Origin of the sequence: Seonamhaeicola aphaedonensis (assembly GCF_003386195.1) — a bacterium.
In the GTDB taxonomy this organism is placed as follows: domain Bacteria; phylum Bacteroidota; class Bacteroidia; order Flavobacteriales; family Flavobacteriaceae; genus Seonamhaeicola; species Seonamhaeicola aphaedonensis.
This window is the reverse complement of the sequence record NZ_QRDX01000002.1, coordinates 26,357-48,629: the sequence shown is the minus strand read 5'-3', so window position 1 is coordinate 48,629 and position 22,273 is coordinate 26,357. Positions and strand designations below refer to the sequence as shown.

The 22,273-nt window shown below is 33.3% G+C and carries 17 protein-coding genes and 1 other RNA gene; 6 read left to right on the top strand and 12 right to left on the bottom strand.

All coding sequences use genetic code 11. The features are described 5' to 3' along the window. The first annotated feature begins 58 nt into the window (after window positions 1–58). Both pheT and DFQ02_RS03995 read left to right on the top strand, forming a co-directional pair. Entirely contained in the window at window positions 59–2,485 is a 2,427-nt protein-coding gene (gene pheT / locus DFQ02_RS04000) for a phenylalanine--tRNA ligase subunit beta (protein ID WP_116039720.1), read from the top strand. 95 nt (window positions 2,486–2,580) lie between these two features. Continuing rightward, on the top strand, window positions 2,581–2,820 hold the full coding sequence (locus tag DFQ02_RS03995; protein ID WP_116039719.1) for a putative signal transducing protein: 240 nt from the start codon (window positions 2,581–2,583) through the stop codon (window positions 2,818–2,820). Here the strand turns inward: DFQ02_RS03995 and DFQ02_RS03990 are convergent. Next, window positions 2,817–4,442, bottom strand: coding sequence for an ABC-F family ATP-binding cassette domain-containing protein (locus tag DFQ02_RS03990; protein ID WP_116039718.1), 1,626 nt, complete (start codon window positions 4,440–4,442; stop codon window positions 2,817–2,819). The genes DFQ02_RS03995 and DFQ02_RS03990 overlap by 4 nt on opposite strands. 185 nt (window positions 4,443–4,627) lie before the next feature. Here DFQ02_RS03990 and DFQ02_RS03985 point away from each other — a divergent pair, with 185 nt between their 5' ends. After that, window positions 4,628–6,052: a TlpA family protein disulfide reductase gene (locus DFQ02_RS03985; protein ID WP_116039717.1), complete on the top strand. Its 1,425-nt coding sequence runs from the start codon at window positions 4,628–4,630 to the stop codon at window positions 6,050–6,052. A 1-nt stretch (window position 6,053) separates the two neighbouring features. Here DFQ02_RS03985 and DFQ02_RS03980 read toward each other — a convergent pair whose 3' ends face one another. Both DFQ02_RS03980 and ffs read right to left on the bottom strand, forming a co-directional pair. Continuing rightward, on the bottom strand, window positions 6,054–6,857 hold the full coding sequence (locus tag DFQ02_RS03980) for an SDR family oxidoreductase (RefSeq protein WP_116039716.1): 804 nt from the start codon (window positions 6,855–6,857) through the stop codon (window positions 6,054–6,056). A 78-nt stretch (window positions 6,858–6,935) separates the two neighbouring features. Further along, window positions 6,936–7,034, bottom strand: an RNA gene (gene ffs / locus DFQ02_RS03975) — signal recognition particle sRNA small type. A gap of 89 nt (window positions 7,035–7,123) precedes the next feature. On the opposite strand from ffs, the gene DFQ02_RS03970 reads away from it, so the two are divergent. Then, the gene (locus DFQ02_RS03970) at window positions 7,124–8,155 is read left to right on the top strand and encodes a glutaminyl-peptide cyclotransferase (RefSeq protein ID WP_116039715.1); all 1,032 of its coding nucleotides are present in this window, start codon (window positions 7,124–7,126) and stop codon (window positions 8,153–8,155) included. 1 nt (window position 8,156) lies between these two features. Here DFQ02_RS03970 and DFQ02_RS03965 read toward each other — a convergent pair whose 3' ends face one another. Continuing rightward, window positions 8,157–10,160, bottom strand: coding sequence for a protein-disulfide reductase DsbD family protein (locus DFQ02_RS03965; RefSeq protein WP_116039714.1), 2,004 nt, complete (start codon window positions 10,158–10,160; stop codon window positions 8,157–8,159). 156 nt (window positions 10,161–10,316) lie between these two features. On the opposite strand from DFQ02_RS03965, the gene DFQ02_RS03960 reads away from it, so the two are divergent. Then, window positions 10,317–12,731 carry an outer membrane beta-barrel family protein gene (locus tag DFQ02_RS03960; protein ID WP_245940195.1) on the top strand — a complete coding sequence of 805 codons (2,415 nt, stop codon included), beginning with the start codon at window positions 10,317–10,319 and terminating at the stop codon, window positions 12,729–12,731. A gap of 45 nt (window positions 12,732–12,776) precedes the next feature. Here the strand turns inward: DFQ02_RS03960 and DFQ02_RS15110 are convergent, their stop codons facing one another. Genes DFQ02_RS15110 through DFQ02_RS03930 form a run of 6 tightly spaced genes read right to left on the bottom strand, consistent with a single transcriptional unit; the run spans window position 12,777 to window position 19,325 of the window. Continuing rightward, window positions 12,777–13,928 carry a hypothetical protein gene (locus DFQ02_RS15110; protein WP_181896343.1) on the bottom strand — a complete coding sequence of 384 codons (1,152 nt, stop codon included), beginning with the start codon at window positions 13,926–13,928 and terminating at the stop codon, window positions 12,777–12,779. Between the two features lie 24 nt (window positions 13,929–13,952). Continuing rightward, on the bottom strand, window positions 13,953–14,981 hold the full coding sequence (locus DFQ02_RS03950; RefSeq protein ID WP_245940194.1) for a Gfo/Idh/MocA family protein: 1,029 nt from the start codon (window positions 14,979–14,981) through the stop codon (window positions 13,953–13,955). Then, the gene (locus DFQ02_RS03945; RefSeq protein WP_116039711.1) at window positions 14,968–16,233 is read right to left on the bottom strand and encodes an MFS transporter; all 1,266 of its coding nucleotides are present in this window, start codon (window positions 16,231–16,233) and stop codon (window positions 14,968–14,970) included. The genes DFQ02_RS03950 and DFQ02_RS03945 overlap by 14 nt, the downstream gene beginning before the upstream one ends. Window position 16,234: 1 nt before the next feature. Then, window positions 16,235–17,635 carry a four-carbon acid sugar kinase family protein gene (locus DFQ02_RS03940; RefSeq protein ID WP_116039710.1) on the bottom strand — a complete coding sequence of 467 codons (1,401 nt, stop codon included), beginning with the start codon at window positions 17,633–17,635 and terminating at the stop codon, window positions 16,235–16,237. Continuing rightward, window positions 17,635–18,270: a cyclase family protein gene (locus DFQ02_RS03935; protein WP_116039709.1), complete on the bottom strand. Its 636-nt coding sequence runs from the start codon at window positions 18,268–18,270 to the stop codon at window positions 17,635–17,637. Before DFQ02_RS03935 ends, DFQ02_RS03940 begins: the two co-directional genes overlap by 1 nt. 5 nt (window positions 18,271–18,275) lie before the next feature. Next, window positions 18,276–19,325 carry an isocitrate/isopropylmalate dehydrogenase family protein gene (locus DFQ02_RS03930; RefSeq protein WP_116039708.1) on the bottom strand — a complete coding sequence of 350 codons (1,050 nt, stop codon included), beginning with the start codon at window positions 19,323–19,325 and terminating at the stop codon, window positions 18,276–18,278. Between the two features lie 185 nt (window positions 19,326–19,510). Between DFQ02_RS03930 and DFQ02_RS03925 the strand changes: the two genes are divergently transcribed. Then, a complete protein-coding gene (locus DFQ02_RS03925; protein WP_116039707.1) occupies window positions 19,511–20,527 on the top strand; it encodes a LacI family DNA-binding transcriptional regulator in 1,017 nt (338 codons plus the stop codon). Between the two features lie 35 nt (window positions 20,528–20,562). Here the strand turns inward: DFQ02_RS03925 and DFQ02_RS03920 are convergent, their stop codons facing one another. Continuing rightward, window positions 20,563–20,856, bottom strand: coding sequence for a DUF2188 domain-containing protein (locus DFQ02_RS03920; protein WP_116039706.1), 294 nt, complete (start codon window positions 20,854–20,856; stop codon window positions 20,563–20,565). Window positions 20,857–20,970: 114 nt separating this feature from the next. Further along, on the bottom strand, window positions 20,971–22,164 hold the full coding sequence (locus DFQ02_RS03915; RefSeq protein ID WP_245940193.1) for a serine hydrolase domain-containing protein: 1,194 nt from the start codon (window positions 22,162–22,164) through the stop codon (window positions 20,971–20,973). Between the last annotated feature and the right edge of the window lie 109 nt (window positions 22,165–22,273).

Below are 22,273 nucleotides of genomic sequence, written 5' to 3'. Positions count from 1 at the left end.
TTATTTGAATCTATTTTCTATAGTTTTATATTTGCCCTCTCAATAAGAAGCATACTTTATGAAGATTTCATACAATTGGTTAAAGCAATTCATAAAAATAGATTGGACTCCTGAAAAAACCGGAGAACTATTAACAGACTTAGGTTTAGAGGTAGAGGGTATTGACACGTATCAATCTATTAAAGGTGGACTGGAAGGTATTGTTGTTGGTGAGGTTTTAACTTGTAGAAACCATCCAAACGCAGATAAACTGAAAGTAACTACTGTTAATATTGGTGATGTAGAACCTTTACAAATAGTTTGTGGTGCACCTAATGTTGCTGTTGGTCAAAAAGTACCTGTAGCTACTATTGGTACAACTTTATACACTCATGAAGGCGAAAGTTGGAAAATCAAAAAAGGCAAAATAAGAGGTGAAGAAAGTTATGGTATGATTTGTGCCGAAGATGAACTAGGACTTGGATCATCTCATGAAGGTATTATGGTTTTGGATTCAGACCTAGAAGTGGGGACACCTTGTGCTGACATTTTTGAGATTGAGAATGATCATGTATTTGAAATTGGATTAACGCCCAACAGAGCAGATGCCATGAGTCATTTAGGTACAGCAAGAGACCTAAAATCTGGTTTGCTACTAAAGGATATAAACTTGGAACTTATCACACCATCTGTTAGTGCGTTTCGTGTAGATAACCGTACATTAAAGATGGATGTTGAGGTCATTAATAAAGATTTAGCCCCACGATACTGTGGTGTTACAATTTCTGGATTAAAAGTTAAAGAATCACCAACTTGGCTTCAAAATAGATTAAAAGCTATTGGCTTGGCCCCTATAAATAATGTGGTTGATGCTACTAATTTTGTACTTCATGAACTCGGGCAACCCTTACATGCTTTTGATGCTTTAAAAATAGCTGGCAACAAAATTAAAGTTAAAACTCTAAAAAAAGGTACGAAGTTTAAAACTTTAGATGGTGTGGAACGAGCATTACATGAAGATGATTTAATGATTTGTGATGCCGAAAAACCCATGTGTATCGCGGGAGTTTTTGGTGGTGAACATTCTGGAGTTACAGAAAGTACAACTAGTATATTTTTAGAAAGTGCTTATTTTAATCCGGTTTCGATAAGAAAATCTGCTAAACGTCACGGGTTGAATACGGACGCCTCATTCCGATTTGAAAGAGGTATTGACCCAAATATCACAGAATATGCTTTAAAACGAGCTACTTTGCTAATTCAAGAATTGGCAGGTGGTGAGATTACAAGTGATATTATTGATATTTATCCAAAAAAAATAGAAGACTTTCAAGTAAGATTGAGTTTTGAAAATGCAAAAAAATTAATTGGAGAAGAAATTCCAAAAGAAACTATTAAAAGTATTTTAACTTCATTAGAAATTAAAGTTAATAATGTAACAGAAGCTGGCTTGGGACTTACTGTACCCGCTTACAGAAATGATGTAAAACGTGAAGCCGATATTATTGAAGAAATACTGCGTGTTTACGGATATAACAATATTGGCACCACAAAAAAGTTAAATGCTTCTATTTCTAGTACCTCTAAATTTGATGATTTCAGAATACAAAATGTGGTGGGAAACCAACTAGTTTCACAAGGGTTCTTTGAAATTATGACCAACTCATTAACTACTACAAAGTACATTGAGTTAAGTGAGCAATTAAATGACACCCATAACGTCTCTATTTTAAATCATTTAAGTACAGATTTAGGTGTAATGCGTCAAAGTCTACTGTTTTCTGGCTTAGAAACAGTGAGTTATAATATAAACAGAAAACAAGATAATTTAAAACTGTTTGAATTTGGTAAAACATACCATCAATATGATGACTCCAGAGAAGAATTCAAACACCTATCTATTTTTGTAACAGGAAACCGCTCACAAGAACGATGGACTAACACTGTCACAAAAAGTGATTTCTTTTTTCTAAAAGGAACTATTACTGCTGTTTTAGAGCGTTTAGGTTTATCTCGTTACAAAGTATCTCCTGTAAGCAATGATGTTTTTAGCGAAGGTATTAGTTTGTGCTTAGGGAAAAACAAACTGGTAGACTTTGGACTTATAAATAAAAAGGTTTTGAAGCACTTTGGAATTTCTCAAGATGTATTGTATGCCGATTTTTATTGGGATTCTGTTTTAGACTTGGTAAAACATAACAGCATTAAGTTTAAAGAAATCCCTAAATACCCTGCAGTAAGAAGAGATTTTGCATTGCTTTTAGACGAATCTATTACTTTTGAAGACATTGATAAAATAGCCTCACAAACCGAAAAACAACTACTCAAAGACGTTGATTTGTTTGATGTTTATCAGGGTAAAAACTTACCTAAAGGTAAAAAGAGTTACGCCATTAGCTTTACCCTTCAAGACGAGAATAAAACACTTACCGATAAGCAAATTGACAAAATAATGAATAAACTACAAGCTAATTTTGAAAAAGAATTAGGGGCAGAATTAAGATGATTTAGTTTAAGATAAACTTGAAAAGCCAGCAATTAGCTGGCTTTTTTTTCGTTTAAATTTTGTATATTTAAGAGAACACTTAATTTTTTTTAGCCATGACAGATTCAAACTACATAAAGGTTTTTACAGGTGATTTAATTATAGTTCAACGCATTATTAATGAACTTGAAAAAGTAAGCATCAACCCCATCGTAAAAGATCAAACAGATTCTGGAATTATAACAGACATTTTAGGAAGTTCTGCATCACACTTCCAGGAAATATATGTTCATAACGATGAACTTGACAAAGCTGTTTTAATCATTGAGGAAATAAACTCAGAGTTACAGGCTTAAACCGTTACTCTGTACATTTTGTTACGAAGTTCCTTTATTTTCGGATTTTGCATATACTCATCAAAGGTAGTATACCTATCAATAACACCGTTTGGAGTTAACTCGACAACTCTATTGGCAACCGTTTGTGCAAATTCGTGATCGTGGGTTGTAAACAATATGGTGCCTTTAAAATTTTTAAGTGAATTATTAAAGGCTGTTATACTCTCTAAATCTAAATGATTTGTAGGTTCATCTAGCATAAGTACATTAGCTCTTATCATCATCATTCTGCTTAACATACAACGTACCTTTTCTCCTCCAGAAAGTACGTTGCTTTTCTTTAAAGCCTCTTCACCACTAAAAATCATTTTCCCAAGGAATCCGCGAATATTAACTTCTTCACGTTCCTCTTCTGTTTTAGCCCATTGACGCAACCAATCAACAAGTGTTAAATTATTATCAAAAAACTCGCTATTATCTAACGGTAAATACGATTGCGTTGTAGTGATCCCCCAAGAAAATTTTCCTGCATCGGCCTTTTCCTTATTATTTAAAATTTGATAAAATGCTGTAGTAGCTCTAGAATCTCTTGAAAACACAACTACTTTATCACTCTTAGCTAAATTAAGATCAATATTCTGAAACAATAAATCGCCATCAATAGAAGCCGCAAGCCCTTCAATGTTTAAAATTTGGTCACCTGCTTCTCTTTCACGCTCAAAAATAATGGCTGGATACCTACGAGATGATGGCCTAATATCCTCAATATTCAATTTTTCAATCATCTTCTTTCTACTAGTTGCTTGCTTACTTTTAGCAACATTAGCAGAAAAACGACGGATAAACTCCTCTAGTTCTTTCTTTTTCTCTTCAGCCTTTTTGTTTTGTTGTGCTCTTTGGCGTGCCGCTAATTGAGATGATTCATACCAAAATGTATAGTTACCAGAATAATGGTTGATTTTTCCAAAATCAATATCTGAAATATGTGTACAAACCGCATCTAAAAAGTGACGGTCATGAGATACTACAATAACACAATTATCATAATTTGCTAAGAAGGTTTCAAGCCAAGAAATGGTTTCATAATCTAAGTCGTTGGTAGGCTCATCCATAATAAGTACATCTGGGTTTCCAAAAAGCGCTTGTGCTAATAACACACGTACTTTTTGTTTTCCGTCTAAATCACTCATCAATGTATAATGAAAATCCTCTTTGATTCCCAAATTAGATAACATAGCTGCGGCATCACTATCAGCATTCCAACCATTCATTTCTTCAAACTGCACTTGAAGTTCTCCTATCTTTTCGGCATTTTCATCAGTGTAATCGGCATACAGGGCATCTATTTCAGTTTTAATGTTAAATAATGGTTTGTTTCCCATTAAAACGGTTTCTAGTACCGTATGCGCATCATAGAGGTTATGGTTTTGCTCTAAAACAGACATACGTTTTCCTGATTCTAAAGATACATGTCCAGATGTGGGATCCATTTTTCCAGATAATATCTTTAAAAATGTAGATTTCCCAGAACCATTGGCGCCAATTATACCGTAACAGTTACCCTGTGTAAAGGTCGTATTTACCTCATCAAAAAGAATACGTTTACCGAACTGTACTGAAAGATTTGAAACTGATAACATGTGCTTGTTTTAAATTTTTGGCAAAAGTAGAAAAATGAATTGGTAAGTGGAAACTTAAATAGCCTATTTTTAATCGCTCAAAATAACCGTTTAACTTAACGTTTTCAATATTTAACAACGCATTAACAACAGTGTATAAGAACAACTTATATTTTTGCAAGACAAATTAAACTGACGAGGGATTCATGAAGCTATACATTGCGATATTATTATCCTCACTAATATTATTTTGGGGCTGTAAAGAAAATGGCTCTAATACCGAAAACAATATTGCCTATTTTGGGGGTGAAATTATAAACCCCAATACCAAATTTGTGGTTCTAGAAAAAGGAGGTTACAAAGCTGATACTATTAAATTAGATGGTAGAAACCGCTTTCTCTTTAAAATTGATAGTCTCAAGGAAGGTCTCTATAGTTTTAAACATGGAGGTGAATATCAATTAATTTTAATTGAGCACAATGATAGCTTGCTTTTAAGGTTAAACACTCTAGAGTTTGATGAATCTTTAGTTTATACCGGAAAAGGAGCTAAAAAGAACAACTACTTCATAAATGAGTTTTTAGAAACTGAAAAAGAAGAAAAGTATATTCTTAAGCTTTGCCAATTAGACCCTGAAAATTATCAAAGAAGAATAGACTCTTTAAGAGAAATCAAACTCAAAAAACTAGATCATTTTATCAAAAAACACAACAGTTCTGATTTATTTAATAAGATTGCTCTTGCTAATATTAATTACACATACTACTCCAGTAAAGAAGTATATCCTTTTATACATTATGGCAAAAACAAAGGAGATGTTTTGAAATCACTTCCTAATGATTTTTACAGCTACAGGAAAGACATCGATTATAACGATAACTTCTTTAAAAATTACCATAGTTATTATACTTTTTTAAGACATAGCTTTAATACGATAGCTCTTGAAAATCATTGTGACCATACTGAAGATAAATATTTTCGCTGGAGCTCTTTGTGTTATAATTTAGATAGGTTACACCTTATTGACAGTTTAGTTACCGACACTGATATTAAAGAAGAATTATTATATCATTTCACTATTAAGTACATAGCCATGAGTAATAACGAAAAAAGTAATAGTGAAATCTTAGAAGCATACATTAATAAAACCAATAGTGAAAAATCTAAAACTATGATGACTAATTATGCCAATTCAATAAAACAATTGGTCTCTGGAGCTACTTTACCTAGTCTACAGGTTTTAGATTATAACAACAAAGAATTTGAGATTAATTCTTTAATAAAATCTCCAACTGTAGTTAATTTTTGGTCTCATATTTATCATGATCACTTTAAAAAAAGTTTTAACAAGATTACTGAGTTAAGAGAAAAATATCCTGAAATAAATTTCATTACCATTAATATTGATGATGTTGACCTTGAAAAGCCAAAGCAAATCTTGAAAGATTGTAGGTTTAATTGTGATAATCAATATTTATTTAAAAACCCCAAAGAATCTAAAAAAACTTTAGCTATCTATCCAATGACTAAGACCTTTATTCTAGATAAAGATCAAAAAATTGTCAGTTCAAACTCTAATATCTTTTCTCATAATTTTGAAGAGCAACTATTAGGTTTGATAAATAAATAGTTTAAAGCTTATAATGATTCATTAAAAGCTTTTCATAAACCTTATCGGGTAAAATTCGCTTTAAAACAATAGAGAATTTTTGCATGAACTCGCCCACTTTATAATGAACCTTAGGGTTAGTAGTATTTATAATTTTAAAAACTTTCTTTGCCATTAAATTAGGGTCACTTCCTGAGTCTACATGAGCATTCATAAGTTCTAAAGTATTACCATAAGGTATTTTATAAGGCGAATCTTCTAAAAGCGGTGCGTGGTACCTGCCAGCAGCAATATTAGTAGCAAAATCACCAGGTGCAACATTGGTCATTTTAATATTGAAACCTTTAAGCTCCATTCTAAAAGCCTCTGTAGTCAATTCTAAAGCACCTTTACTGGCACTGTAAATTCCTCGGTACGGCAACCCCATATAACCTGCAATAGAGGTTACATTAATTATCAAACCTCTGTTCTGTTTCCGCATTTGTGGTAATACAGATTTAATGACATTTATGGGGCCAAAAAAATTAGTATCAAAGTTCTTTTGTATTTCTGCTTCTGGAATCTCTTCTATAGGCCCTGTGATACCCGCACCAGCATTATTAATTAATATATCTAATTTTTCTTCGTTTTCAATCACAGTTTTAACGGCACTTTTAATTGAAGCAACATCTTTTACATCCAAAGCCAAAATAGGAAACTTACTCCCCTTATATTTTGAGGGATTACGGCTAGTTCCATAAACTACAAACCCTTTTTCTGAAAGAAATTCACCAATAGACTTTCCTATTCCAGATGAACCACCTGTTATTAATACAACCTTAGACATTTCTTATACTATATTTAAAAACACGTAGCAAAATACAACATACATTGCCGAAAAGAAAATTTAACTTTAGCGCATAAAAAAAGGCAAGCTACCTACATCACACCGCTACAACCGTTTACCTTTGCTGCGTTCCCGCCCTGGAGGATTCAACAGGAGCTGGTTGTGTAGGACTTGCCGGCTGCAAAGATACAACCTTTTAAAATTTTCACAATGTTTTTCTAAACTGATTTTAAATAAATATCTTGCCTTAAATTTTCAAAAACACCATGTATATACCTAAGTACCTTTTTATCATATTTTTAAGTGGATTTATTATTTCCTGCGGTTCAAATAGCGGAAAGAAAAAGGATGAATTTTTAATTAAAACCAATACTGACAAAGGTCATATAGCTAATAACGAAAACTTAACCTTTTCTATTTTTAATAAAAATAAGCACACCATTGACTCTGTTGTTTATAAACTTAATAATCGAATAATAACCAACAACACACCCTTACTTGATTTTAAGCTAGGAAAGCAAACTCTGGAAGCTACTATTTATTTTGATGGTGAGACACAAACTACAACCATACCAATAACTATTTTAAATAGTGTAGCTCCCAAAATTTATAAATACAAAATCATTAATGAGTACCCACATGATATTACTTCCTATACCCAAGGATTAGAATTTTATAACGGATACTTATATGAGAGTACTGGACAGTATAAGGAATCTAAGCTAAGAAAAATTGACTATAAGACTGGTGAGGTTATTAAAAATGTATCTCTAGCCGATGAATATTTTGGAGAGGGTCTCACTATTTTAAACAATAAAGTATTCCAGTTAACTTGGAAAGAAAATATTGGTTTTGTATATGATGTTGATACCCTTGAAAAACTAAATAGTTTTAAATATGGAAATAGCAAAGAAGGATGGGGATTATGTAACCACAACAATATGATTTATAAGAGTGATGGATCTGAAAAAATATGGCTTCTAAATCCAGAAACCCTGGTAGAGGAAGATTATATTCAAGTATGTACAAACAAAGGAATGATCACTCAAATAAACGAAATGGAATGGATTGAAGGGAAAATTTACGCCAACCGATATCAAAAGAATGGGGTTGCTATTATAAACCCTAAAAATGGTGGTGTCATAGGTGTTGTAGATTTTACTCCTTTAAAGAATCAAGTAACACAACATACTAAACTTGATGTTCTTAACGGAATTGCCTACAACCCGCAAAGTAAAACCATTTTTGTTACTGGTAAACGCTGGGATAAGCTTTTTGAGGTTGAAATAATAGAGTAGTCTATCTTTTTAAAATACTTTTAAAGGTATCTATTCCTGATTTTAAAAACTTAGCATATTCCTCTTCATTAGGGGTGTAACCTACGGGTTCACTTAACATTTGCTTACCATTAGAACTCAAAAGCACGTAAAAAGGCTGTGAATTTGATTTAAAAAACTGTGTTTGAAAATTCGCCCACTTATGACCATAGTTTTTAAGTAATCGTGTTCCTCCATTTACCCTGGCAACTTCTACTTGTTCATTTTTGGGTAATTCTTTTTTATCATCCACATAAAGAGATATTAAAACATATTCGTCTCTCAAATATTTGTCTATTTGCTCTAATGGCCAAACGTGTTCTTCCATTTTTCTACAATTCACACAAGCATAACCTGTAAAATCTATCATTATGGGTTTATTAACTTTTTGAGCATACGCAATACCTTCTCTTAAATCTTTAAAGGTTTTTAGGTTATTTGTAGTATTACTTGGCAAAAACCAACTATACCCCACAGGAGGAGCCAATCCGCTTAAAAGTGTCAACGATGTGAACGTATTGGTTTCTTTATTCACCCTAAAACCAGAAACTAGATATACCGCAAAGGCTGTAACTAAAATTGCTGTTGAAATTCTAAAAAATGATAACTTAACAATGGGAGAATCATGTGGGAATCTAATCTTCCCGAAAAGATAAAGCGCTAATCCTCCAAAAATAATTATCCAAATAATCAAAAAAGGTTCAATTTTTAACAATCCCCAATGTGCAACTAAATCGGCATTAGATAAAAACTTAAAAGCCAATGCTAACTCTAAAAATCCTAAAACCACTTTGGTTGTGTTTAACCATCCACCAGACTTTGGTAAGGCGTTCATCATATTTGGAAACATAGCAAACAATGCAAATGGCAATCCTAATGACACCCCAAAACCAGCCATACCTGCTGTAAGTTGCCATGCACCGCCATCAGCAGTTAATGAGCCCGCTAACAACGAACCTAATATTGGCCCAGTACAAGAAAATGATACAATAGCTAATGTTAATGCCATGAAAAATACACCAACAATCCCACCTATGTTTTCACCTTTGGTTGTTTTATTGGTCCAACTTTCTGGTAAAGTCAATTCATAGTACCCGAAAAATGAAAAGGCAAAAAACACGAAAATGGCAAAGAAAATAATATTTAGCCAGATGTTGGTGGATATTTCGTTTAGAATATCGGGATTTACAGAATCTAAAAGGTGAAAAGGCACACTTAATATGAGGTAAACTAATAAAATGAAAAAGCCATACAATAGGGCTTTTCCAATTCCTGAGCTTTTATTTGTGCCTTCGCTTTTAGTAAAGAAGCTCACTGTTAATGGTATCATTGGAAATACGCAAGGAGTTAACAAGGCTAATAGCCCACCAAGAAAGCCAAGTCCAAAAATGCTCAAAAGTGATTTTTTTTCTTTTGTACCACTCTCAATTAAAGAAATGTCTTCAGGGTTCATACCGTAGAGCTCGTTATTTATAGCTAAATTATCTTTGTTTGAAATTAATACATTGTCTTCATTTGAGCTAAAAATTACAGATTCCCCTTTAAATTGAAATATTAAATCAATAGTAGTGGGTGGCAAACATCTTGCATCATCACAAACCATAAAATCTACAGCTCCTTTTATCTCATTAATTGCAGCAGTTAATTCAATTTTCTGTTTAAAGGTTGCTGAATCTTCAAAATACTTTATTTTCATACCAAACACAGGGTCATCAACTGTATGTCCCTCTTCTTCGGTCGTTTTCCCAATAATTTTAAAACTAGGGTTATTTTCAACATAATAAGTAAATGTAGTTGGTATTGGGCCATCTTCAGGAACATTCTGTGAATATAGATGCCAACCTTTATCTATTTTTGCTTTACTAATTAATATATATTCGGTATCAGAAACTTTTTCAACAGAGGTTGACCATTTAACTGGCTCTAAAATTTGAGAAAAACTGTTTATTGAAACCACCAATAAAAGACACGCTAGTAGCTTTTTCATATACTCGTTATATTGTATTTCTAACTTTTACAAAATTATCGTTTACGATGTTAGGCTCATGTTAAAAACTGTTACAATTTAAAAAGTTTCTAATTATTTCCTAAATATATTTATGTTTAATAATTATATATTTATAATAAACCTTTGAAGTCAATTTTGAAAATATCACATTCATACAATCTCTTTAATAACATAAAGGAGAATAAATCTCTAATTATTAATATTACATTTCTTCTATTAGCAGTTTTGGGCTTTAGTCAAGAAAAAAGTGTTAGCATTACAGGAAGGATAATGGAGTCTTCTAGCAATCAACCGGTAGCTTATGCCACCGTTTTAGTGGTTGATGTTAATACTAAGGAGAATATAACTGGAACCACAACCACAGCTGAGGGTTCATTCCAGCTTCAAACAGAAGTGTCAAATTTTTATATTGAGATTACTTTTATTGGCCTAAAAACAAAAAGAATTTTTGAATTTCAACAGCAAAATGGAACTATTGATTTAGGAAACATTCTTCTTGAAGAAGATTTAGAAAAACTTGATGCCATTATTGTAGAAGCCGAAGTTTCTAAAACCGAGTTTAAACTAGATAAACGCATTTTTAATATTGGTAAAGATTTAAGCAGTACTGGTGCAAGTGCATTAGAAGTATTAAATAATGTTCCTTCTGTAAATGTAAATATTGAAGGCGACATTAGTTTACGAGGTAGTCAAGGCGTTCAGATATTAATTAATGGCAAACCGTCAATTATTGCAAGTGATAGTGGTAATGCGCTGGGTACTATTACTGCAGATATGATGGAGCGTGTTGAAGTTATCACCAACCCATCGGCTAAATATGATGCTGAAGGAACTTCGGGAATCATCAATATTATTCTTAAAAAAGAAGAGCGTAAAGGCTTAAACGGTTCCGCTAGTGTAAATATTGGAGATCCTACAAATCATAGTTTTGGTTTAAGCTTAAACAGACGCACTGAAAAGTTTAATCTTTTCAGCCAATTGGGAGTGGGCTATAGAAAACTGCCAAATGACAGAAAAAATATCAACAGAGATTTAATAAACAACACCACCTTAGAATCTGAGGGTACTGAATATCGAAACGAGAAGTATTACAACATTGTTCTGGGAACTGATTATCACATAAACAAAAATAATATCTTAACGCTTTCTGGAAATTTTGCTTACGAAATTGAAGAACAACCCTCTGAAACAAATTTTAGTTTATTTGATGGTAATGAATTAACTAACTGGAAAAGAACGGAAGAAACCGAGGCTACGAATCCAAAATACCAATATGAATTGCAATACAAAAAAGATTTTGATGATCATGAAGATCATATGCTTCTTTTTAGTGCCTTAGGACAATTTTTTGGAAAAGAACAAAGCTCAGATTTTGAAGATTTAACATTGGCTGGAGATGATAGAGACGCTGTTCAAAAAACACGAACCGATTTTAAAGAAGCTAATCATACCTTTAAATTTGATTATACCAAACCATTTAACGAAAAATTCACCATTGAAACAGGAGCACAATACTTACTAAACAATGTAAGTAATGATTTTGAAGTAAAAGATTTAGTTGGAAGTGAATTTATCTCAGACCCTAACCAAACGAATGTTTTTGAGTTTAACCAAAATGTTCTTGGAATATATGGAACCGCTGCTTATGAGGGTGATAAATGGGGCGTAAAAGTTGGGTTACGTGTTGAAAACACAGACCTTGAAACTTTTCTTGTTAATACCAACGAACAAAATGACCAAAACTACTCCAACCTGTTTCCAAGTTTTCATTCTTCGTATAAATTTAGTAATGCTTATTCTCTCCAAATGGGTTACTCACGGCGCGTTTATAGACCTAGACTGTGGGATTTAAACCCTTTTTTTAATATTAGAAACAACTTTAATATAAGAACTGGAAACCCAGATTTACTCCCTGAGTTTACAGATTCATTTGAGCTAACTAATATTTATAATATAGGAAAAGCTTCTTTAAATTTTGGAGTTTATTATCGTTATACCACCAATACCATAGAAAGAAGCGTTTCTGTTTTTGAAAACAATGTAAATACCTATAAACCTTATAATATAGGAACCACCGATGCTATAGGTATTGAAGTTAATGGAAAATATCCCGTTGCAAAATGGTTGGTTTTTAATGGTGACATCAATTATAATACCTTTCAAAGACAAGGTGATTTTAATGGAATTTCAATTGACTTTAATGCAAACCAATGGACAGGAAAACTCACGAGTAAAATTGGGCTTCCTGCGGATATTGACTTTGAAGTTACCGGAAACTATCAATCTGATGTAAAAACAGTACAAGGTAAAATAGCTGAAAATATCTTTGCTGACCTAGGTTTTCGAAAAAAAATTATAAAAGGAAAAGGTGTTTTAAATTTTAGTGTAAGAGATATTTTTGCCTCAAGAATCCGAAAATCTGAAACTATACAAGAAAACTTTTACCTACTTAATAGAAGTTTTAGAGGTAGGTTTATCACCTTTGGCTTCAGTTATGGCTTTGGAAAGGGTGAAGCTATGGAATACTCTGGTCAAAGAAGAAGACGTTAGCGTTTTTTCAGAAAGCCATTTAAAAATTGAACTTAAAAAATCCTTTTAATTTTCTGGAATATAAGTCTTGTCTTTTGCTAAAATCCACTTATCTAGTTCAAAGCCATCTTCACGCATGGAAAAAGAAATAATGTGCTCTCCAGCCTCTTCAAAAGTCAATGTAATTGTTTGCGGATTCCCACAATGATTTTCAGGCACCCGTTGTGCGGATGACCAAGTCCATTTATGTTTTCCTTTACAAAGCTGAATTCTTTGTCCACTTTTAGGCCATGTTCCATTTACCCCCACATGAATCCCATTATCTTCGGCTCCTGTTGAGAAGGCTCTCACCCAAACATAATATGTTCCTGGGTTATTAATTTTTACTTTATAAGATACCATACCGCCTATACCAGGAGTAGGAAAAAAATTCTCATTGATAATAAGCTTATCATCATGTGTAACTCTGGTATCAGGCAATGCTTTTAAATAGGCTTTACCACTAGCAGTTTCAGTATGATTTTTTGTATTTCCCATAGGCAAATCTTCACCATACTTATGCAATAAAAATTTTCTGGGACTTTCATTATCAGTATTAAAATGAAAATCTTCAGCTTCAACAACCAACAGACCATCTTTTTCTTCAAAGGGTGCAACTTTACTCAATTCATTCGCTAAATCAAAATCTACGGGGCTTAAAATCAATGATTTCCATCTTCCTCTAGACCAAGCCGTACCATCATTTTCTGGTATCTTACCATTAGTTACTGCTTTTGAGGCTACTTTTATTTTATCGCCTTTCTTTAAAAATAGTTTGCCTATTTTTAGTTTAACTTCCTTAAAAGATTCTGAGGTTTCGGGATTCACCAATGCCTTCAGTATTCTTCCATTAACATAAAACTCATAATTAGACTCTCCGTCGTTTTCAGTAATAGTGTTTAGCTCCGCAGAATAATATCCTGTTTCCCCTTCAAAATAAAGAGAGGCACTAGCCCATTTATCTCTTAATTCAATTTTTGCCGCATTTATTGCAAGTGTACCACGCTTTTTTTCTTGATAATAAACAGCTTCTGCATCATCATCTATTTTGAAGTCATTAATGCTATTTAATACAAAGGTATCCGACTTAACTAAGTCTTGAGTTTCTTTTACTAGCAGTTGAGAATGTGATAATTGAAAGCAAAGACAAGTGATTATTAAGCAAATAAAATATTTCATATTTAGCTAGTGTTAATTAAATAATTATATAGTCACAGGTACATTAATCTCTGCCGATTTATAAACAGCTTCTTGTACTCGTAACGTTTTTAAATAGTTTTCTCCACTGGTTTCAAAGGCTATGCCAGAATTAAGCTTATCAATAAAATCTCTTTGAAAAATATAGCAGCAATCCCCTGCAAAACCAATATCGTTATGTACATATTCATGTATCCTTTCAGTTTCGCCTAAATTCTGAATAGTAATTGTTCCATCTGAATAAAGCCTAATTGAACCTTGAGACCCATCTATTAAGTATTCGCCAAATGTATATCTAGATTTTTTGAAATTATTTTCGTTATAACGATTTGCATCCCATATAGCATGCGCATTGTTTTCAAAATTTAAAACCATCAATCCAGAGTCTTCTCCTTTAATCACAGGATTTAAACGTTTTAAAATGGCATATGCACTTGTAACTTCACCAGCATGACAACGGAATGTATCAATAAAATGGACACCTGTTTCATAGATAAGTAAATTTTTGTAGTCTCTAAAATAGGGTTGTCTTGCTAAATATGCGTCATCTCCCCAACCATCGCCCATTCTAGACCTAAAGTTAAGACTGAATAAATCTCCTATTTCGTTATTAGTAATGAGCTTTTTTATTTCCCGATGCCAAGGTTGAAATCTAAAATTTTCATGAACTACAAAACGTACCCCTTTAGAGGCTACATAATCTACAATCTTCTGCGATTCTTCATAAGTAGGCGCTAATGGTTTCTGACAAATAATGTGAACACCGTTATCTGCGGCAAATTTACACATCTCAAAGTGCGTTTCAGGCGGCGTGATGATATCAACAAAATCTGGTTTTTCTTTTAAAATCATTTCCTTATAATCAGTGTAATGATTTTTCACACCATAAGGTTCCATAATAGATTTGGCTCGCTCTAAATTAGAATTACAAAGCGCTATAATTTCAACTTCTGGAATACGTGTCCACGCTTCATACTGAAACTTACTAAAATAACCAGCACCAATGGCCACACCTTTTAATTTAGATTTCATCATTCAACTTTTTATTTGGGTTCATAAAAGACCAACAAAATATAGCAACCCCACCTAAAGTTGCAGCTACATAAAAGAAAGGCGCGTCAGTTCCTGTCCATTCACGTAAATAGGGAAATGCTAAAGCTGTAGTAAAAGCTCCTAGGTTACCTGCCATGTTCATCATGCCCGATACCTTTCCAGAGTTTTCCTCTCCAATATCCATACAGAAGGACCAAGAAGGACTCAACGTCATATCAGCTCCAAAGATAGCCACCGTCAAACAAAGTACCGCTCCTAAGGCTGTATCCATATATAAACTCGCAATAATACCAATTACTACAAATACAAAACCAATGGTAGCTGGATACTGTCTAGATTGTTTCCATTTGCCTTTTTTGTAGATAGCATCTACCATAAAACCAGACACCCAGTTACCTACAGCCCCTCCTAATAAAGGTAACATAGCGTAAAAACCAGTGGTTACCAAACTAAGTCCGTATTTAGCTTTTATGTATGGAAACAACCATGTAAGCGTAAAAAAGAAAATAAAATTACTTCCAATGTATTGAATCATAGCCAAAATAACATTCTTTGATGTTAAAACCGTTTTTAAAGGTAGATTACCCCCTACCTTTTCTACTTCATGCTGACGGTTTTTAACTATATATTCTTTCTCAACATCGGATAAGGCTTTATGTTCCTCTGGTTTATTACTAAAAAGTGTATAAAATAAAACTGCAAATATAATACCGATAGCTCCAAAGAAATAAAAGATATTTCGCCATCCCCAAGCATCAATAAGATAAGCTACCAAGGGTAATGCAAAAGCAGCTCCCAATCTAGATCCTGAAAAGTTTATACCTTGAAAAATACCGCGCTCTTTGGTTGGCACCCAAGAAAAAGCAGCTCTCGAAATATTAGGAAAAGCGCCAGCCTCACCGGCACCAAAAATAAATCTGAAAAACAACATAGATATATAATTCCAAGCTGCACCCGTTAGAGCTGTAAATATAGACCACAACACCATGATGGTGGTCATTACTTTTCTAACACCGTATTTATCTCCTAAAGCACCTCCTGGAACTTGAAATAACGCATATCCTAAAGCAAATGCGCTTAGCACCCAACCCATTTGAATATCAGTAAGATTCAAATCTGTTCCAATAGAATCTTTTGCTGACGATATGCATACCCTATCTACATACAATAAAAGGGTAATTAAAAAGGTTCCTAAAAAAAAACCGTATCTTTTGGTGGGTATGCGTTGGTTCATATTACATTAATTTAGTTATTACGTCTTTTAGTGTTTTGGTAGTTCCTACGTTGCCAGGAAAAACGATGTAAGGCAAATTAGGAAATTTAGTTTCGGTATCCATTTTCCAAACGGGAATACCTGGTTGTATTTGTCCGATGACTTTAGAACGAGTCATCTCTAACCCCTTAATCGCTAGGTCATGGGATGTAATACCACCTTTAGCTATCAAGTATTTAGGTCTAACATGTAGTCCATTAACAATAGATACCAAAGCATTTGAAATGGTAGCCGCTATGTTAATTGTTGAGGCTGTATCACCTCCAGTAACTAGTTTTCTACTAGTGAATACTATAGTGTCTTTTCCAGATTCGAGATTCGAATCAATATGGGAAATAACACCTTTTAAATAGTTTTGGGATGCCTTTCCCAAAACCTGTTCAACATCAATTTCAAGTGTGGTGGTGGCATCAAATAATTGTAATGCCTCTTTTAGCTGGTCTGAAGATTTCTTCACATAAGAACCTACTATGGTCAATCCACCATGATTTGATGCCGTAGTTAATACCTCAGAAACATTAAGCAAACCTTTTGGAGGTAACCCTATATATGAAGGTACAAAAGAACTAGAGGTTCTGTAAATTATTTGCTTACCTTGTTTTTCGGCCTGTAGTAAAGCCTGCGATACTTTGTCTAAATCTGCATAATTTATACTATTGAAAATACAATACGATGCATCGGGTAAATTGACTATTTCATGAGTTAACTCCTCAATATTTTTACATCTAATAGCTTTTAGAGAAAACGAATATACGTCGGCAGCTTTTATAGCTCCGTTTGATTTTTCTTCAATATATTCTTTTAAATTAGCTTTAGTATATTTGAAGGAATGGTCTTGGGCAAACGGGGTTTCATTAACCGGTGTTAAATTATCATTCTCCTCAATATAATGCGTATCATTAAGTGTAATTCGCTTCCCTTCAAACATAACAGGAATAAAAGCTGTTATAGCATTTTTTAAACCCAAGCTACTTTGAAGTGTTGAAGGTTCTAAAGGAAAATGCCCTCTTAATGTTGAATCACTTCTACTAATAATAGTTACGGGTTTACCAACAATGGTCGAAGCCTTACCAATATTTTCAGCAATTTCATTATAAACAGTTGCTGTTTTTTCTGGACTTAAACTCCTGGAATTGGTTAAAAGAAAAAAAACGGAGGACTGTTTTAGTTCTTCAGCTAAGGTCTCCACCGTCCAACTGTTTAGTAAGGGGATATCATAAACTGTTTGGTTTCCTGTTGGGTCATCATCGACAATGATGCAAGTTTTATCTAAATCTATAAAAAGTACTTTATTCAAGCTTCTGAAATCTTTTGAATCAGAATCAGGTATATCTGATAATATTTTGGATAATGATATATTCATTAATATTTCTCAATGGCTATTACACGAGCCGGTGCCCCGTCTCCATCGCCAATTTTAAGCGGTAATGCTATCAATTCTACACAATTTGAACTGAGCTTATCTAAATTAGTTAACCCTTCAATAATTACGACACCCTCTAATAAAATCTGATGGACTTTGGTAACCTCTTTAATATTATTCACATCGGCTACCGAAGGTGGTTCCACTCCTATCATTTTCACCTTATTTTCAAGACACCAATGGGCTAATCCTTCACTAATTCTTGGTAATTCATCACGATATTTGGGCTGATTGATATATTGAGACCATCCCGTCCAGAAGATAAGGCTATCTCCTTCAGTAAATTGTTCCATAATACCTTGAGGAATATGGTTAACTTCAATTAAGCCTTTAGAACCAATATATCTCACATCTACAACCCAAGCTTTCCCAACAAAATTATCAACAGGAATTTCGTCTATAGTTTCATTTTTAACATCAAAATGAATAGGCGCATCCATATGAGTACCACAATGCGAGTAGAATGTTAGCGTACTAGCATTCCACCCGTCATTAGCAATAGTTCTCTCAGTTTCTTTAGAAAATCCGTTTAATCCATTGAAATAAGTTATTGTAAGATCTACAATATTGCTCATTAATTTTAAAGGTTTTTAATCACAGCATCGGCAACATCTGAGGTACTTGCACTTCCACCTAAATCAACTGTTAAAACACCTTCAGAAGTACTTTTATCGATAGCTTGCATTATATTGTTGGCAGCTTCAACTTCACCAATATGTTCTAACATAATGGCGGCAGACCAAATTTGTCCGTAGGGGTTTGCAATATTTTTACCAGCAATATCTGGAGCAGACCCATGAATAGGCTCAAACATTGAAGGGAATTCTTTTTCTGGGTTTATATTTCCACTACCTCCTAAACCAAGGCTTCCCATTACCGCACCACCTAAATCACTTAAAATATCTCCAAATAAATTGGTTGTTAACACCACGTCAAAAATCTCAGGCTTCAAAACAAACATAGCTGTAGAGTTGTCAATATACATTTGCTCATGTTTAACATCTGGATATTCCTGTGCCACCTCTTTAATAACTCTATCCCAATAAGATAAACTATTAATTAAGGTGTTAGATTTGGTAATATGTGTAACTTTTTTACGACGTGTTCTTGCTAATTTAAAAGCGTAATGAGCCACGCGCTCAATACCTTTTCTTGTGAAAACACTTGTATCGATACCCATTCCATTAGCTTCATCTGGTAAATATTGACCACCCATTTGAACAAATTCTCCTTCTGTATTCTCCCTTACTATAACAAAATCAATATGCTTTTCAGAACGAATTGGTCGTGTAACACCAGGATAAGTTCTCACAGGCCTGTGATTTACATACTGGTTAAAACCTGTACGTACTTTAAACGTATAGTCTTTAGCTGGTAAGGTATCATCAACTGCTGGTAACCCAACTGACCCGAAATAAATAGCATCAAAAGCTTTTAGTGTTTCTAAACCATTAGCCGGCATAAACTCATTATGCTTTAAGTAATAACCTGCTCCCCAACCAAATGATTCAGTTTCAATTGAAAAACCATGCTTTTCAGCTACTGCATCAATAACTCTTAAACCCTCTGGTACAATTTCATTCCCAATACCATCTCCCGGTACTACCGCAATTTTGTATGTTTTACTCATTTAATTTTAATTTTCTCATTGCGCAATTATTTGCACAATATTAGTTATTTAAATAATTCAAGATACAAATATAGTGTATAATGATAAAAAATAGATGTTAATTTTCATTTATTATTAAATTATTTGTGCAATATTTTGCATAAAACTCATAATTAGTTAATTTTGAAACCAATAATATATATTTAGTGAAAAAGAAAACCACTTTACAAGATATTGCTAAAAATTTAGGAATTTCTACCTCTACAGTTTCCAGAGCGCTTCAAGATAACCCTAGAATTAGTGAAACGATGCGTAAGAAAGTTATTGACCTTGCCTATGAATTAAATTACTTTGATAAAAAATTCCCTGAAAACTTCACCCCTAAAAAACTTAATGCTATAGGCGTTATAGTTCCTAAAATTAGTTACCATTTGTATGCTATGGCTATAAGTGGGATTGAAAAAGTGGCTGAAGAAAACGGTATGCATTTAGTTATTTGTCAGTCTAATGAATCTTTTGAACGCGAAAAAAGCTTAACCAAAGAACTTATTGAAACAGGTGTTTCTGGGCTAATTGTGTCTCTTGCTGGAGAAACTAAACAATTTGAACATTTTCTGGAACTGAAGAAAAAAAACATCCCATTGGTTTTATTTAATAGACAATGTGATGAGGTTGAAACCGATAAAGTAGTTATTGACAATTTTAAAGCATCTTATGATGCTACCGAACACCTTATTTCCTTAGGCTGTAAAAACATAGCTTATATTGGCGGACCCAAAAAACTTCAAATAAGCAACACACGCTTGTTTGGATACCAACAAGCGTTACAAGATGCTGATATAGGTATTGAGTATATTGAACACTGTAATTTTTCTAAAGAGAGTAATTTAAGTGCTGCCAGAAAATTATTGTATTCACCAAATCCCCCTGATGGCATTATTGCCTTTAGTGATCAAGTGGCTATTTCTGCTATGTTAGCCGCTAAAGAAAGAGGTTTAAGCATCCCTGAAGATTTAGCTATCATTGGTTTTAATAACGAACCTGTTGATGAGCTTTTAGAGCCTTCATTGACCAGTGTTAATCAACCCGCATACAAAATGGGTTACGAAGCAGCTGAATTAATTTTTGACAGAATACAAACCCCAGACAAGGATTATATCCAAAAGGTTTTAAAATCTGACTTGGTTATTAGGAACTCCACCAATAAAAACAAACTTAAATAGTGTTAGCTGTTTTAGTTTTAGCTAGAAAGATAAATCTAATCTTCCTTATAACTAATACGCTCTCTAATTTCACCACTAGCTCGATGGATAATCACATCTGCATCATATCGTTTCGCTAGTGTTTTTGCTTTATTAATAGCAGTACTTTGTTTGCGGTGTTTAGAAGTTATGCGTTTATTGCCTTCTCTTCGTACAGCCCATCCGTCTTCGTATGGAACCACATGCTGATGCCATGTTCGTTTTCGAGCCTCTCCTCTATAACCTAATGCCTTTAGAATTGATTCTACAAACTCTTTAATAATATCTAACGTGGTATTTTGTTTAGACATAAAAACATTTATTTTCACAATTGCTTTATGGAAAAATATATAATACAAGAAGATATACTTATTTAGCTTCCAACTAAGACTAGAGATGATAGATTGTTAATGGTATTTATACTATTAAACATGAAAATTTTCAGTAACAATTTCCTTTATTTTTTTGTTAAGCAAAGTCATTGCACTGTAACTCGTGTGTTCTAAAACAATAACAACCAAATCATCTTCCAAGTATTTAGTTAAACCCGTTCTAAACCCATTCCATTTGCCATGATGGTAGATAGTTTTTGGTCCTTCAGTGTTAATTCTAAACCCGAAACCATATGGCACTTTTCTTCCATAAACTGTTTCGCCTTTTGAATACATTAAGTCCAACGACTCCTGTGAAAGCAGTTTTCCACTATCTAAGCCTAGAGTCCACTTATATAAATCTTCAACAGTAGTGTACACATTTTTATCCCCCACAATAGCATCATTAACCGTGTTATTGATTTTTATATGTCTCCAACCTTTATATAACCTATACCCTACCAACTGATTTTCATTAATACTATCTTTTTTAGAAGTGTACACATAAGAATCTTTCATTTGAAGTGGTTCAAAAATGTTATCTCTTAAAAAGGAACTAAAAGTAGTACCTGAAACCTTCTCAACAATAGAAGCCAAAACAAAATAAGCGGTGTTAGAATAATCAAAATTACACCCCGGTTTAAAGTAACGTTGCACATTACTTGACTCTAATAATGTCATCATGTCACTATTTGTTGGGGCTTCTTCCCGTCTCCATTTATGTTCTGCTACCCAAAAATAACTAGGTAGTCCAGCAGTGTGGTTTAACAGGCTTTTAATTGTAACCTGTTGATAAGGAAATTTTGGAAAATACGCTGTTACGGTATCTGAAAGCTTAATTAAATTTCTCTCCTTTAATAACATAATAGCTGCGGCGGTAAATTGTTTACTAACAGAAGCTAATTGGAATACCGACTTTTCATTCAAAGGGGTTTTCTTTTTAAAATCTGCATAACCTACCTGATTATTATATAAAATATGTCCCTTTTTTGCTACCAAAACAGCCCCATGAAAATCATGTCTTTTATTAATACGCTTTAATAATGAATCCAGTTTATAAGTAACATGCCTTGTTTCTTGTTCAGGATAATACTGTATTGAAATCTTTGGTTCTTTTTTATTTGGTTTAGTAGCAGTTATTTCACTGTCTACAACCAAACGCTTAGTAGAAGAAGAGTTTGCTTTGAAATAAAAAACACTCAAACCAATAATAAGGCATAGGGATATATTTCTAATGTTTTTTTTCAAATGGAGCGAACAATGAATTTTGGGACAAGTTAACAATCATTGTTAAAAAATCAAAACATCGTTCTTGCTTAACTTAACTGGTCATGTAACTTATCAAATTCACCTAATG